Annotated in this window: 14 protein-coding genes; 5 read left to right on the forward strand and 9 right to left on the reverse strand. The window is 57.6% G+C overall.

Features of this window, described 5'->3' with window-relative positions:
• Positions 1–26: 26 nt before the first annotated feature.
• The 6 genes from QLG07_RS00115 to QLG07_RS00140 all read right to left on the reverse strand — a co-directional run bounded on the left by QLG07_RS00115 (position 27) and on the right by QLG07_RS00140 (position 4,500).
• Positions 27–758 carry an arginine ABC transporter substrate-binding protein gene (locus QLG07_RS00115; protein WP_099754072.1) on the reverse strand — a complete coding sequence of 244 codons (732 nt, stop codon included), beginning with the start codon at positions 756–758 and terminating at the stop codon, positions 27–29.
• A gap of 134 nt (positions 759–892) precedes the next feature.
• The gene (gene artM / locus QLG07_RS00120; RefSeq protein WP_048916565.1) at positions 893–1,561 is read right to left on the reverse strand and encodes an arginine ABC transporter permease ArtM; all 669 of its coding nucleotides are present in this window, start codon (positions 1,559–1,561) and stop codon (positions 893–895) included.
• Positions 1,561–2,277 carry an arginine ABC transporter permease ArtQ gene (gene artQ / locus QLG07_RS00125; RefSeq protein ID WP_062818333.1) on the reverse strand — a complete coding sequence of 239 codons (717 nt, stop codon included), beginning with the start codon at positions 2,275–2,277 and terminating at the stop codon, positions 1,561–1,563. Before artQ ends, artM begins: the two co-directional genes overlap by 1 nt.
• A 3-nt stretch (positions 2,278–2,280) precedes the next feature.
• Entirely contained in the window at positions 2,281–3,012 is a 732-nt protein-coding gene (gene artJ, locus QLG07_RS00130; protein WP_282468185.1) for an arginine ABC transporter substrate-binding protein, read from the reverse strand.
• A 15-nt stretch (positions 3,013–3,027) separates the two neighbouring features.
• Positions 3,028–3,756 carry an arginine ABC transporter ATP-binding protein ArtP gene (artP, locus tag QLG07_RS00135; RefSeq protein ID WP_099754071.1) on the reverse strand — a complete coding sequence of 243 codons (729 nt, stop codon included), beginning with the start codon at positions 3,754–3,756 and terminating at the stop codon, positions 3,028–3,030.
• Positions 3,757–3,969: 213 nt separating this feature from the next.
• Positions 3,970–4,500 carry a lipoprotein gene (locus QLG07_RS00140; protein ID WP_048916561.1) on the reverse strand — a complete coding sequence of 177 codons (531 nt, stop codon included), beginning with the start codon at positions 4,498–4,500 and terminating at the stop codon, positions 3,970–3,972.
• A gap of 98 nt (positions 4,501–4,598) precedes the next feature.
• On the opposite strand from QLG07_RS00140, the gene QLG07_RS00145 reads away from it, so the two are divergent.
• Both QLG07_RS00145 and QLG07_RS00150 read left to right on the forward strand, forming a co-directional pair.
• Positions 4,599–4,922, forward strand: coding sequence for a heavy metal-binding domain-containing protein (locus QLG07_RS00145; RefSeq protein WP_048916560.1), 324 nt, complete (start codon positions 4,599–4,601; stop codon positions 4,920–4,922).
• Positions 4,922–5,764 (forward strand): N-acetylmuramoyl-L-alanine amidase, encoded by an 843-nt coding sequence (locus tag QLG07_RS00150; RefSeq protein ID WP_282468186.1) that lies wholly within the window; start codon positions 4,922–4,924, stop codon positions 5,762–5,764. The genes QLG07_RS00145 and QLG07_RS00150 overlap by 1 nt, the downstream gene beginning before the upstream one ends.
• A 6-nt stretch (positions 5,765–5,770) precedes the next feature.
• Here the strand turns inward: QLG07_RS00150 and ltaE are convergent, their stop codons facing one another.
• On the reverse strand, positions 5,771–6,775 hold the full coding sequence (gene ltaE / locus QLG07_RS00155) for a low-specificity L-threonine aldolase (protein ID WP_282468187.1): 1,005 nt from the start codon (positions 6,773–6,775) through the stop codon (positions 5,771–5,773).
• Positions 6,776–6,834: 59 nt separating this feature from the next.
• The gene (gene poxB / locus QLG07_RS00160) at positions 6,835–8,556 is read right to left on the reverse strand and encodes a ubiquinone-dependent pyruvate dehydrogenase (protein WP_048916557.1); all 1,722 of its coding nucleotides are present in this window, start codon (positions 8,554–8,556) and stop codon (positions 6,835–6,837) included.
• Positions 8,557–8,709: 153 nt separating this feature from the next.
• Here poxB and QLG07_RS00165 point away from each other — a divergent pair, with 153 nt between their 5' ends.
• On the forward strand, positions 8,710–10,368 hold the full coding sequence (locus QLG07_RS00165; RefSeq protein ID WP_282468188.1) for an ATP-dependent endonuclease: 1,659 nt from the start codon (positions 8,710–8,712) through the stop codon (positions 10,366–10,368).
• A gap of 123 nt (positions 10,369–10,491) precedes the next feature.
• On the opposite strand, the gene cspD is transcribed toward QLG07_RS00165, so the two are convergent.
• On the reverse strand, positions 10,492–10,719 hold the full coding sequence (cspD, locus tag QLG07_RS00170; RefSeq protein ID WP_048916555.1) for a cold shock-like protein CspD: 228 nt from the start codon (positions 10,717–10,719) through the stop codon (positions 10,492–10,494).
• A gap of 322 nt (positions 10,720–11,041) precedes the next feature.
• Between cspD and clpS the strand changes: the two genes are divergently transcribed.
• Both clpS and clpA read left to right on the forward strand, forming a co-directional pair.
• Positions 11,042–11,362 (forward strand): ATP-dependent Clp protease adapter ClpS, encoded by a 321-nt coding sequence (gene clpS, locus QLG07_RS00175; protein ID WP_048916554.1) that lies wholly within the window; start codon positions 11,042–11,044, stop codon positions 11,360–11,362.
• A 28-nt stretch (positions 11,363–11,390) separates the two neighbouring features.
• Entirely contained in the window at positions 11,391–13,667 is a 2,277-nt protein-coding gene (gene clpA, locus QLG07_RS00180; RefSeq protein ID WP_133624077.1) for an ATP-dependent Clp protease ATP-binding subunit ClpA, read from the forward strand.
• The last annotated feature ends 44 nt before the right edge of the window (positions 13,668–13,711 follow it).

Raw genomic sequence — 13,711 nt, forward strand, 5'->3', positions numbered from 1 at the left:
GCCCGCCGGTCGTTCACCCGGATGAGTTATTCCGGGAACCACTGCTTATTAAGTTTCGCGATTGTGCCATTCGCCTTTAGCACCTCGATCGCCGCATTGAGCTTTGCCAGCAGCGCATCATTGTCTTTACGCACCGCGATACCAAGACCGGTGCCGAAATAGCTGCTGTCGGTAATATGCTCGCCGACCGGGGCCAGATTCGGGTTGGTTTTCAGCCATGCACCCACCACTGCGCTGTCGCCTAGGATCCCATCGAGACGGTTATTTTTCAGGTCGAGAATCGCATTCTGGTAGCTGTCGTAGGAGACAGAGGTGACATCCGGGTATTTGTCCTGCAAATATTTCTGATGCGTAGTGCCATTCTCAATACCAATGCGCTTACCGTTAAACTGCGCCAGGCTGGTGAACTTGCCTTTAGGGGCGATCACAATGGCGGAGTTGGCATAGTACGGTTGGGTAAAGCTCACCTGCTTGCTGCGCTCCTCGGTAATATCCATACCGGAAATCACCGCATCATAGCGGCGGAACTTCAGTGCGGGCACCAGGCTGTCAAACGGGTTGTTGGTGAAGCTGCACTCGGCTTTCATCTCGGCACACAGCGCTTTTGCCAGGTCGATATCAAATCCCACGATCTGGTTGTCGCTATTGAGAGATTCAAATGGCGGGTAGGTTGCCGAAGAGGCAAAGCGGATCTTTTCTGCAGCCTGGGTTCCAAAGGCTACGCCGGCAAGCAGGGCTGCCAGAACGAGTTTTTTCATCTGTAAATTCCTTGCGATCTCAAAGTCCAACTCAGTATCAGCCCACCAGCAGGCGAGTCATTGAGTGATTAAGCTGCGGTGAAGGCGTTTTATTCGCCGATGCCAGCCGGAAAAAACCGTGCCGGCCGTCGGCATTAGTTTCGGTGCTCAAAACGCAATGCCCGGCGCTCAATCAGCCGCATCAGCAGCGTCAGCAGGCCGTTAACACACAGGTAAACCACGCCGGCAGCGGCAAACACCGTGACGTCATAGGTGCGCCCATACAGCAGCTGGCCGTGCCCCATCACTTCCATCAGCGTGATGGTGTAGGCCAGTGACGTGCTTTTAAATACCAGCACCACCTCATTGGAATAGGAGGAGAGGGCGCGTTTAAAGGCATAGGGCAGCAGAATGCGCAGCGTATCCTGGCGGTTCATCCCCAGCGCCGCGCAGGAGTGCCACTGTCCGGCAGGGATAGCCTTCACCGCGCCGTGAAACAGCAGGGTGGTATAGGCAGCACTGTTGAGCGACAGCGCCAGCAGCGCGCACAGCCACGGCTGGGAAAGCAGGTTCCATAGCCAGCCAATATTCTGGATGGCGGGGAACTGGCCCGGCCCGTAGTAAATCAGGAAGATCTGCACCAGCAGCGGGGTGCCGGTAAACAGCGTGATATAGCCGCGGGTAATCAGGCTGAGCACCGGCACCTTCAGCGCGAGGATCACGGTAAACGCCAGCGCCAGAACCAGCGCGAGGAGCAGTGAAGCTACAGTCAGCGTCAGGCTGGTGTGCAGCCCCTTTAACAGTTCGGGAAAATAGCTCAGCATCAGGAGTCTCCGCGCTCAAAACGGGTGGTGCGCAGTTCAATGCGTTTGAGCACCTGCTGGCTGAACAGGGTGATCAGCAGATAGATCGCCGCCGCAATCAGATACCAGGTGAATGGCTCCTGGGTGCGGGTGGCAATACTTTTGGTCTGCAGCATGATGTCGTTGACGCTGATCAGCGAGACCAGCGCGGTATCTTTTAGCAGCACCAGCCACTGATTGCCCAGCCCCGGCAGCGCATGACGCCACATCTGCGGCATCACCAGACGGAAGAAGATCGCTGAGGTTTTCATCCCCAGCGCCTGACCGGACTCCCACTGACCAACCGGCACCGCTTGCAGCGCGCCGCGCAGGGTTTGTGATGCGTAGGAGGAGTAGAGCACGGCCAGGGCAATCACCCCGCAGAGGAACGGGCTGACGTCGAAGTTTTCAATGTTGACCTGCACCGGGATCTGGGTAAATCCGAGGTTAATGTTGAATCCGTCAGACAGCGTCAGCAGCAGCTGCGACGCGCCGAAGTAGACAAACAGCACCACGAGGATTTCCGGCAGGCCGCGAAACAGCGTCACCAGCCCGGTGCCGAGCCACGCCAGCGGGCGCCAGCGTGCCGATTCCCAGACGGCAAACACCATCGCCAGCACCAGGCCGGCGACCAGGGAACAGAGGGCCAGGCCGACGGTCATCCCGGCGGCGCTGACAAGAGGATAAAGTTCGTTCATTAATTACTGCTGAAACCACTTGCTGTAGATAGTTTTGTAGGTGCCGTCGGCTTTCACCTTGTCCAGCGCGGCGTTGAACTTGCCCTGCAGTTCGCTGTTACCCTGGCGAACGGCAATGCCGAGGCCGGTGCCAAAGTAGGCTTTATCCGTCACTTTCTCGCCGATTGGGGCCAGCGTGCTGTTCTGCTTCAGCCATTCGTTCACCACCGCGGTGTCACCGAAGACAGCATCAATACGGCCATTTTTCAGGTCAAGAATAGCGTTCTGGTAGCTGTCGTAAGGGACAACGTTGACACCTGGCAGCTTCTCACCGAGATATTTTTGGTGCGTGGTACCGTTCTGTACGCCAACGCGTTTGCCCTTCAGCGCCGCCACGTCAGCCACTTTGCCTTTCTGGGTGATAAACAGGGCAGAGTTGTCGTAATAAGCTTTAGTGAACAGCACCTGCTTTTCACGCTCAGGAGTAATATCCATACCGGCCATCACCGCGTCGAAGCGGCGGAACTTCAGGCTGGGGATCAGGCTGTCGAAGGCCTGGTTAGTAAAGGTGCAAGTCGCGCCCATTTCGCGGCACAGCGCGTTCGCCAGATCGACGTCGAAGCCCTGAATTTTGTTATCGGAGTCAACAAACTCAAACGGAGGGTAAGACGCTTCAGTGGCAAAACGAATGGTCTGAGCAGCGCTGGCGCTCAGGCTGAAACCGGCTAACAGTGCGGCAATTACAACTTTTTTCATCATTATTTCCTGCAGTTAGTGCGAAAGATAATTGGCAAACGCGTCGGTTTGCGGCTGTGTAAAGCGGCTGGCATCACCCTGTTCGACGATATAACCGTTTTCCATATACACCACGCGGCTGGCCGTTTTACGCGCCACTTCCACTTCGTGGGTCACGATCACTTGAGTGATGTTGGTCTGCGCCAGCTCGCGGATAATGCTGACGACCTGGGCGGTGATCTCCGGATCCAGTGCGGCGGTGGGTTCGTCAAACAGCAGCACGGCTGGCTCCATCATCAGCGCACGGGCGATCGCCACGCGCTGCTGCTGTCCACCGGAAAGGTGCAGCGGGAAACGGTCGGCAAAGTCTTTCAGACGCAGGCGATCGAGCAATTTCGCCGCCCGCTGATGGGCCAGCTCTTTGCTTAAACCGAGCACGCGGCACGGCGCTTCGATCAGGTTCTGGGTGACGGTCAGATGCGGCCAGAGATTATACTGCTGGAACACCATGCCAACGTTCTGGCGCAGTTCGCGGATGGCGCTGTCGGACGGGGGCTTGCTGAAATCAAAGCGGCTACCGGCGATGTCGAGCGTACCGGAACGCGGCATCTCCAGCAGGTTTAAGACACGCAGGAGTGAGCTTTTCCCGGCACCGCTAGGCCCCAGCAGAACCAACGTCTCGCCCTGTGGGCACGTCAGCTGAATGTCAAATAGCGCCTGGTAGGCACCGTAGTAGCAGTTTATACCGTTTAGTTGAATACTCATGCGCAAAAACTGAATAGTAATTAGTGCCGCGAATCTTAACGTTGACAGCATAGTTATGCAATCATCGTGCGTTAAAATTTATTTTTGCGGGCAGGGTGGTTAAAGAGTAGCACAACATCGCGTGATGTTACGGCTTTCACCGCAATGCGCCACTGCGGTTATGCAAATGTGTGCGCGGGATCGTGCCGCCGGTTGGCGGCACGCATAATTTGCCTATTTTAGCAGCAGCTGGCTGAGCGAACCGCCAGCCAGATGCGGGGCTGCCCCAAGGTAGCGCACATCATCGACCGTCCAGCAGGTGCCTTCACGGACCATTAGCACCTCATCCTGCCATTCGCTGCTGCCACGCGATAAGTTGACGCGCAGCGGAATATTGCGCGCATCGGTGTTGGGGATGGTCGAGGCATCCGCCACGCTGGCCGCAGTTGCGCCGTCACGCTGGCTGGAGAACAGATCGCCGCTCAGCAGGCGCGCCTTCTGCGGTTCGCTGCGCTCTTTCAGCAAAGTCTGGTAGAGCTTATCGCTAAGATATGGCCGATATTTCGCCAGCTGTTGCGCATCGGGCACGCCCTGGCTGGGCTGTTGCAGGCGCATGTCGTAGAATTGCTGCGCCACGCTATCGGGGCCGCCGTCGACGCACGGCCCGATGCGGGTGCCGATATCCTTGTAGGCGGGCTCCACGCTGGTACAGGCGCTGAGTAACAGGGCCAGTGGAGCAATTGCAGCAAGTGCTTGGTATTTCATCCTGATTTCCTTATTGTTCTGCAAGAAAGGGTTTTTACCACTGAGTATAGCCGCTCTGCTTAACTGTACGGGCGCTGAGATCTATCAAGGAGAGAGTTATGCAATTTTCAACGACCCCAACGCTGGAAGGCCAGCCGATTACGGGTTACTGCGGTGTTGTGACGGGCGAGGCGATCCTCGGGGCGAATATCTTCCGCGATTTCTTCGCCGGCATTCGCGATATCGTCGGCGGTCGCTCCGGCGCCTATGAGAAAGAGCTGCGAAAAGCGCGACAGATAGCGTTTAAGGAGCTGGAAGAACAGGCGAAAGCGCTGGGCGCTGATGCCGTGGTCGGCATTGATATTGATTATGAAACCGTGGGCAAAGACAGCAGCATGCTGATGGTCAGCGTAACGGGTACCGCGGTCAAACTGAGCCGTTGATGAGCCCGATGTCGATTATACGCCCGCTGCTGGTGCTGCTGGCAGTGTGGCTCTACACCTCGATTACCCCGCAGGGACTGCATCCGCAGCAGGGTTACACGGTTGATACCCGTCAGGAGGCTTACGGCGCCCGCCCGCGCATTAAAGTGCTGGTGATCCACTATACCGCCGGGGATTTCTCTAACTCCCTCACTACGCTGACCGAGCGAGCCGTCAGCGCTCACTATCTGCTGCCCGCCACGCCGCCAAAATATGACGGTCAGCCGCTGGTGTGGCGCTTAGTGCCGGAGTCGATGCTCGCCTGGCATGCCGGGATCAGCTACTGGCGCGGCGCCACGCGGCTGAATGATACCTCGATAGGCATTGAGCTGGAGAACCCCGGCTGGCAGCGCACCGCCAACGGCATCAGCTGGACGCCGTTCCCCGCCGGGCAGATGGCGGCGCTGCTGCCGCTGGCGCGTGACATCGTCAAACGCTACGGTATTCGTGCGCAGGACGTGGTGGCGCACAGTGATATTGCGCCGCTGCGCAAGCAGGATCCCGGCCCGCTGTTTCCCTGGCAGTGGTTTGCTCAGCAGGGCGTGGGGGCCTGGCCAGATGCCGCGCGCGTGACCTTTTTCCTCGCCGGAAGGGCGCCGGGGCAGCGGGTAGATAAAGCGAAGCTGCTGGGTCTGCTGGCCAGCTATGGCTACGAGGTGACTAAAGAGATGGCGCCGTACCAGCAGCAGGCGCTGATTGCGGCGTTTCAGATGCACTTCCGTCCGGCGGATTATCGCGGCGTGGCCGATGCGGAAACCGAAGCCATCGCCGCTGCGCTGGTGGAAAAATATGGGACAGAGTAAGCGCGGTTAGTGTGCGGCGATAAATGCCTGCCACTCGCTGACCAGCGTCTGCAGGGCGGCGCGATCAACGTCGAGGTGCGTCACCAGGCGCGTGACCGCGCCGGCGCTCACCAGGATACCGCGTGCTTTCATCCACGGCCCCAGCTGCGCGACCTGCGCCTGCGGCAGGCGCAGGAACACCATGTTGGTATCCTGACGCGTGACGTCGACGCCAATTTCACGCAGCGCCCCGGCAAGCCAGGCGGCGTTGTCGTGATCCTCTTTTAAGCGCTCAACATGATGCTCCAGCGCGTACAGCCCGGCCGCTGCCAGAATTCCCGCCTGGCGCATGCCGCCGCCGGTCATTTTACGCCAGCGGCGCGCTCGCGCGATAAACTCATGACTCCCGCACAGCATTGCACCCACGGGGCAGCCCAGCCCTTTTGACAGGCAGAGGGTCAGCGTGTCGCAGTAGCGGGCGAGGGCCTCCAGCGGCACATCCAGCGCCACGGCGGCGTTAAAAATACGTGCGCCGTCAACATGCAGCGCCAGTTTATGTTCGCGGGTAAAATCCCATGCCTGCTGCAGATAGGCGAGCGGCAGCACTTTACCGTTGTGAGTGTTTTCCAGACTGAGCAGGCGGGTGATGGCGAAGTGCACATCATCAGGTTTGATAAACTGCGCCACGACATCCAGCGGCAGCGTACCGTCAGCCGCCGCCAGAATCGGCTGTGGCTGGATGCTGCCCAAAACCGCTGCACCGCCCGCTTCGTATTTATAGTTGTGTGCCAGCTGGCCGACAATATACTCTTCGCCACGCTGGCAGTGGCACAGCAGCGCTACGAGATTGGCCTGTGTTGCGCTGGGGAGAAGCAGGGCGGCAGGCTTACCGCTCAGGCGTGCCACTTCAGCTTCCAGCTTATTGACGGTGGGATCATCGCCGTACACATCATCCCCGGTTTCAGCTGCCATCATGGCGGCCAGCATCGCCTGAGTGGGGCGGGTTACGGTATCACTACGTAAGTCGATCACGCTTGCTCTCCTGAAGTAAAAACGGACGCCGCAGCGTCCGTGAAAAGGCTTTAACTCTTTTACCGCAGCCAGTTGGTTTTTGCCAGATCAACCACCTCGTCGCCGCGACCGTTAATGATGGCGCGCAGCATATACAGGCTGAAGCCTTTGGCCTGCTCAAACTCAATCTGCGGCGGCATCGCCAGCTCCTCTTTGGCGGTCACCACATCAATCAGCGCCGGGCCATCGTGCGCCAGCGCCTGCTGGATCGCCTCATCCAGCTGCGAGGCCTGCTCAACGCGAATGCCTTTTACCCCGCAGGCATTGGCGATAGCGGCAAAGTTAGGATTCTCCAGTTCGGTACCGTCGGTGAGATAGCCGCCGGTTTTCATCTCCATCGCCACGAAGCCAAGCACGCTGTTGTTAAACACCACGATTTTGACCGGCAGTTTGAGCTGCGCTAACGAGAGGAAGTCGCCCATCAGCATGCTGAAGCCGCCATCGCCGCACATGGCAATCACCTGGCGCTGCTTATCAATGGCCTGTGCGCCAATCGCCTGCGGCATCGCATTGGCCATTGAACCGTGGCTGAAGGAGCCGAGCAGGCGACGCTTACCGTTCATTTTCAGATAGCGCGCCGCCCAGACGGTTGGCGTGCCGACATCGCAGGTGAAAATGGCATCTTCGCTGGCGTGCAGGCTGAGCTGCTGCGCCAGATACTGCGGATGGATCGGTTGCTTGTCATTGGCGGTAGCGAGGTCGTCCAGCTCTTTACGCGCTTTGGCATAGTGCTCCAGCGCCTTGTCCAGGAATCTGCGCTCTGACTTCACGCTCAGCTGCGGCAGCAGCGCGCTGAGGGTCGCTTTGATGTCGCCGACCAGCGCCATCTCCACGTGGCAGTGGCTGCCGATACTGCCCGGATTGATATCGATCTGAATAATCCTGGCTTTCGGCGGATAGAAGGCGCGATACGGGAACTGGCTGCCCAGCACCAGCAGCGTGTCGGCATTCATCATGGCATGATAGCCGGAGGAGAAGCCGATCAGTCCCGTCATGCCGACATCGTAGGGATTGTCGTACTCAATATGCTCTTTACCGCGCAGGGCGTGAACCACCGGCGCTTTCAGCGTCTCCGCCAGCTTCACCACTTCGGCATGTGCTCCGGCGCAGCCGCTGCCGCACAGCAGTGTGATATCACCCGCCTGATTCAGCGCCTCCGCCAGCTTTGCCAGCTCGGCGGGGACCGGTTGCACCTGCGGCAGCTGCGGCGGATACCACTCGGATGATGCGCCTTCCGGGGCGGCACTCAGGGCGATGTCGCCGGGCAGCACCACCACTGAGACACCGCGATTGAGGATCGCTTTGCGCATCGCAATCGCCAGCACCTGCGGCAGCTGCTCCGGGTTTGAGACCAGCTCACAATAGTGGCTGCATTCGCGGAACAGCTCCTGCGGATGCGTTTCCTGAAAATAGTTGCTGCCAATTTCGGCAGAAGGAATATGGGCGGCAATCGCCAGCACCGGAACATGGTTGCGGTGGCAGTCGTACAGGCCGTTGATCAGATGCAGGTTGCCCGGCCCGCAGGAACCCGCGCACACCGCCAGCTCCCCGCTAAGGTGCGCCTCTGCACCCGCGGCGAAGGCGGCCACCTCCTCATGACGGGTCGGCATCCACTGGATAGTGCCCATTTTATTCAGGCTGTCACTCAGGCCGTTTAACGAGTCGCCGGTGACGCCCCAGATACGTTTCACGCCCGCGCTCTCAAGGGTTTTAGCCAGCAGTGCGGCAATAGTTTGCTTCATTAAATTCTCCCAGGTCAGAAATCCATTCGAATTGGCGAACAGTGCAAAGCATAGACGACTCTGCCAGACGGGGAGGATGATGTGATGCGTTAGCTCACTTGACCACCAGCAAGCCTGCTACCATCCTGATTAGAAACAACAGGAAAGCGCCCTATGATACTGCAACTGATTGAGATTAGCGGTTTTCGCGGTTTGAACCAGCTCTCACTACCGCTGGAGCAGGATAACGTGCTGATCGGGGAGAATGCCTGGGGGAAATCGAGCCTGCTGGATGCGCTGACCCTGCTGCTGGCACCCGGGGAACTCTACCAGTTTACCCCCGCCGACTTTCACTGTTCGCCCGATGGCGCAGCAGCGCGCGCGCAGCAGATTGAGGTGCGCTTTACTTTTGCTGAGTATGAGGCCGGGCAGCATCAGGCGGCGCGCTATCAGCCGCTTAACGGGCTGTGGCAGCCCGCGCAGGGCGAGTTAAAACGGCTCTGTTACCGGGTTTGCGGCGAGCTGCAGCCAGAGAAGGCGGTGGTCACGCGCCATGAATTTGTTGATGCGAACGGCGCGGTAATCCCGGGGGATCAGACGGCGCGGGTGCAGACGCTGACGCGGCTCCATCCGGTTTTACGCCTGCGCGATGCGCGCTTTAACCGGCGGCTGCATCTGGAAGCGGACGCCTCTGGCGACCCGTCGTCATTTAACCAGCTGGCCAGCCAGATTGAGACGCTGACGCGGGATTTACAGTCGCGGCCACAGAATCTCACCGATGGCGCACTGCGTCAGGGGCTGAGCACCATGCAGCAGCTGTTAGAGCACTACTTCTCGGTTCAGCTGCCGGCGGCCTCTTCCCAGAGCGGACGTGCTGCTCATCAGCAGGCATCGCGGCGTGGCTGGCGCTATCTCGACAACATTAATCAGCTGATTGCGGATGCCGACAGCCGCAGCCGTCGCCTGATCCTGCTGCGGATGTTTGCCCTGCTGGTACAGGCGCGCGGCGCGCATCATCTTGACCCGCAGGCCAGGCCGCTGCTGCTGATTGAGGATCCGGAAACGCGCCTGCACCCGATTATGCTGGCGGTGGCCTGGGGACTGTTATCGCTGCTGCCGCTGCAAAAAATGGCCACCACCAACTCTGGCGAACTGCTCTCAATGGTATCGGTCGAGCAGGTCTGCCGCCTGGTGCGCGAGCCGCAGCGGGTCAAAGCCTGGCGCGTGGGGCCGCAGGGCATGAGTGCGGAAGAGAGCCGCCGCATTGCGTTCCACATCCGCTTTAACCGCCCCTCGGCGCTGTTTGCCCGCTGCTGGCTGCTGGTCGAAGGTGAGACGGAGGTGTGGGTAATGAACGAGCTGGCGCGCCAGTGCGGCTATCACTTTGCCGCGGAAGGGGTGAAAGTGATGGAGTTCGCGCAATCCGGGCTGCGCCCGCTGCTGAAATTTGCCCGCCGCATGGGCATCGAGTGGCATGTACTGACCGACGGCGATGAAGCGGGCAGGAAGTATTCTGCTACCGCCCGCAGCCAGCTGGAAGGGGACAGCCAGGCAGAACAGCAGCACCTGACGCAGTTACCCGCACTGGATATGGAGCATTTCCTGTACAGGCAGGGATTCGCAGAGGTATATCATCGGACGGCACGGTTGCCGCCCAATGCGCCAATGAACCTGCGGCGCGTCATCGCCAAAGCGATTCAGCACTCTTCTAAACCGGATTTAGCCATCGCGGTGGCGATGGATGCGGCACAGCGTGGTACGGAGTCCATTCCTCTGCTGTTACGCAACATGTTCGCCCAGGTACAGTGGCTGGCACGCGGCAAAGCGGATTAACGCGGTGGGCTTGAAAACGGCTTAACACAACCCATATCAGTTGAACGTCAGCGAGAAACAGAAAAATGCCAGCATCAGTGGCTGGCATTTTACCGTAGGGTTGTACAGAATGATTGTGAAGGGTCAGGCGCTAATTGCCATGGCCTCTTCCACAGGGACGATGAGGCTCGCATGATTGCCTTTTGGCCCTTCATGCACATCGAACTGGACTTGTTGCCCGGCTTTTAGCGTTCTGTATCCGTCCATCTTAATGGTCGAGTAGTGGGCGAAGATATCTTCGCCACCGCCCACCGGACAGATGAAACCGAAGCCTTTGGCGTTATTGAACCATTTAACAGTACCCGTCTCCATGCTTCTACATCCCTCGCAAGACATTCTAATTGAGTGGAGGTGTTCAGGTTTGTTGACCTGACGGCTGATTAAAAGATATTCAGCCTGTTGCTGTACTGTAGAGAAATGGTATCAAGGGTCAAGCAAACGGACGGTTATCGCAGGGACAAAATCATCAAAATTTGAAGCAGTTAACGCTATTGCAAATTTTGTGATGAAGGTCGCGAAAGACCAGCTCTGTAGACAATTTCCACCGCGCCGCTCAACATTTTCTTCATGTTATTCCTAACCTGAATGATGTTAGTCTGGCGTAATCAGGTAACGTTGATCACACTGGATATGTATGGGAAAGACTAACGACTGGCTTAACTTTGAACAGCTTGCTGATAACAAAGTGCGTGAAGAGCTCAAGCCACCATCGATGTATAAAGTTATTCTGAACAATGACGATTATACGCCTATGGAATTTGTTATTGACGTGCTGCAAAAGTTCTTTTCTTATGATGTTGAACGTGCAACGCAACTGATGCTTACGGTTCACTACCAGGGAAAGGCGATTTGTGGTGTTTTCACTGCCGAAGTGGCAGAGACCAAAGTCGCTCACGTGAACAAATATGCCAGGGAAAATGAGCATCCGTTGCTTTGTACGCTGGAAAAAGCCTGAATAAGGCGATCTATTGGGGGAGGTGCCTATGCTCAATCAAGAACTGGAACTCAGTTTAAATATGGCTTTCGCCAGAGCGCGTGAGCACCGACATGAGTTTATGACCGTCGAGCATTTGTTACTGGCTCTGCTCAGTAACCCGTCGGCCAGAGAGGCACTGGAAGCCTGTACGGTGGATATCGTGGCATTACGCCAGGAGCTTGAAGCCTTCATTGAACAAACCACCCCGGTCCTGCCGGTTAGTGAAGAAGAGCGCGACACACAGCCGACGCTCAGTTTCCAGCGCGTACTGCAGCGTGCAGTATTCCATGTCCAGTCTTCCGGCCGCAGTGAAGTGGCTGGGGCAAACGTCCTCGTGGCTATTTTTAGCGAGCAGGAATCACAGGCAGCTTATCTGCTGCGCAAGCATGAAGTCAGCCGCCTTGATGTGGTGAACTTTATCTCTCACGGCACGCGCAAAGATGAGCCAGGCCCGGCATCTGGCGCGGAAAATCCGGTTAACGAAGAGCAAGCAGGCGGGGAGGATCGTATGGAAAACTTCACCACCAACCTTAACCAGCTTGCCCGTGTTGGCGGTATCGATCCGCTGATCGGCCGCGATAAAGAGCTGGAGCGTGCTGTCCAGGTACTGTGCCGTCGCCGCAAGAATAACCCGCTGCTGGTGGGGGAATCGGGCGTCGGTAAAACCGCGATTGCTGAGGGGCTGGCCTGGCGTATTGTGCAGGGCGACGTGCCGGAAGTGATGAAAGAGTGCACCATCTACTCGCTGGATATTGGCTCACTGCTGGCCGGTACTAAATATCGGGGTGACTTCGAGAAGCGTTTTAAAGCGCTGTTGAAGCAGCTCGAACAGGATAACAACAGCATTCTGTTTATCGATGAGATCCACACCATCATCGGTGCAGGTGCGGCCTCCGGTGGCCAGGTCGATGCGGCTAATCTGATCAAACCGCTGCTGTCGAGCGGCAAGATCCGCGTGATGGGTTCGACCACCTATCAGGAATTCAGCAATATCTTCGAAAAAGATCGTGCGCTGGCACGCCGCTTCCAGAAGATCGATATTACTGAACCATCGATTGATGAAACGGTGCAGATCCTTACCGGTTTGAAGCCGAAGTACGAAGCGCACCACGACGTGCGTTATACCGCGAAAGCGGTGCGTGCAGCGGTGGAACTGGCGGTGAAATACATCAACGATCGTCATCTGCCGGACAAGGCGATCGACGTCATTGATGAAGCGGGTGCGCGTGCGCGCCTGATGCCAGTCAGCAAACGCAAGAAAACGGTGAATGTGTCTGACATCGAAACGGTGGTGGCGCGTATTGCGCGTATTCCGGAGAAGAGCGTATCGGCTTCCGATCGCGACTCCCTGAAAACCCTGGGCGATCGCCTGAAAATGCTGGTGTTCGGCCAGGACAATGCCATTGAAGTGCTGACTGAAGCCATCAAGATGAGCCGTGCAGGGCTGGGACAGGATCGTAAACCGGTCGGTTCCTTCCTGTTTGCTGGCCCTACCGGCGTCGGTAAAACCGAGGTGACCGTTCAGCTGGCGAAAGCGCTGGGCATTGAGCTGCTGCGTTTTGATATGTCCGAATATATGGAGCGCCACACCGTCAGTCGCCTGATTGGTGCGCCTCCGGGCTATGTTGGTTTTGACCAGGGCGGCCTGTTAACCGATGCGGTAATTAAACATCCGCACGCGGTGGTGCTGCTGGACGAAATCGAGAAGGCTCACCCTGACGTATTCAACCTGCTGCTGCAGGTGATGGATAACGGGATGCTGACCGATAACAACGGCCGCAAAGCGGACTTCCGCAATGTGGTGGTGGTGATGACCACCAACGCCGGGGTAAGGGAAACGGAACGTAAATCTATCGGCCTGATCCAGCAGGACAACAGCACCGATGCGATGGAAGAGATCAAAAAGATCTTTACCCCAGAGTTCCGTAACCGTCTGGATAATATTATCTGGTTCAAGCATCTCGACCAGGCCGTTATTCATCAGGTGGTCGACAAGTTTATTGTCGAACTGCAGGCTCAGCTGGATGCCAAAGGCGTCTCGCTGGAAGTCAGTGATGATGCGCGTGACTGGCTGGCAGAGAAAGGTTACGACAAAGCGATGGGTGCGCGTCCGATGGCGCGTACCGTGCAGGAGAGCCTGAAGAAACCGCTGGCTAATGAACTGCTGTTTGGTTCGCTGGTTGACGGCGGCTCGGTGTCGGTGGCGCTGGATAAAGACAAAAACCAGCTGACCTATCACTTCCTCAGTGCCGAGAAGCGTAAAGCGGAAGGTACCGTTCACTAACCGCTAACCGGGATGTGAATAACAAAGCCTGATGAATATCGTCA

Source organism: Erwinia sp. V90_4, assembly GCF_029967685.1.
In the GTDB taxonomy this organism is placed as follows: domain Bacteria; phylum Pseudomonadota; class Gammaproteobacteria; order Enterobacterales; family Enterobacteriaceae; genus Erwinia; species Erwinia aphidicola.

Bases quoted from the DNA above. Each gene is read 5' to 3' on its own strand.
- clpS (WP_048916554.1), top strand. From the start codon at position 11,042: ATGGGAAAGACTAACGACTGGCTTAACTTTGAACAGCTTGCTGATAAC.
- cspD (WP_048916555.1), bottom strand. From the start codon at position 10,719: ATGGAGACGGGTACTGTTAAATGGTTCAATAACGCCAAAGGCTTCGGT.
- QLG07_RS00140 (WP_048916561.1), bottom strand. From the start codon at position 4,500: ATGAAATACCAAGCACTTGCTGCAATTGCTCCACTGGCCCTGTTACTC.
- artQ (WP_062818333.1), bottom strand. From the start codon at position 2,277: ATGAACGAACTTTATCCTCTTGTCAGCGCCGCCGGGATGACCGTCGGC.
- clpA (WP_133624077.1), top strand. From the start codon at position 11,391: ATGCTCAATCAAGAACTGGAACTCAGTTTAAATATGGCTTTCGCCAGA.
- QLG07_RS00150 (WP_282468186.1), top strand. From the start codon at position 4,922: ATGAGCCCGATGTCGATTATACGCCCGCTGCTGGTGCTGCTGGCAGTG.
- QLG07_RS00165 (WP_282468188.1), top strand. From the start codon at position 8,710: ATGATACTGCAACTGATTGAGATTAGCGGTTTTCGCGGTTTGAACCAG.
- artM (WP_048916565.1), bottom strand. From the start codon at position 1,561: ATGCTGAGCTATTTTCCCGAACTGTTAAAGGGGCTGCACACCAGCCTG.
- QLG07_RS00115 (WP_099754072.1), bottom strand. From the start codon at position 758: ATGAAAAAACTCGTTCTGGCAGCCCTGCTTGCCGGCGTAGCCTTTGGA.
- QLG07_RS00145 (WP_048916560.1), top strand. From the start codon at position 4,599: ATGCAATTTTCAACGACCCCAACGCTGGAAGGCCAGCCGATTACGGGT.
- poxB (WP_048916557.1), bottom strand. From the start codon at position 8,556: ATGAAGCAAACTATTGCCGCACTGCTGGCTAAAACCCTTGAGAGCGCG.
- artJ (WP_282468185.1), bottom strand. From the start codon at position 3,012: ATGAAAAAAGTTGTAATTGCCGCACTGTTAGCCGGTTTCAGCCTGAGC.
- artP (WP_099754071.1), bottom strand. From the start codon at position 3,756: ATGAGTATTCAACTAAACGGTATAAACTGCTACTACGGTGCCTACCAG.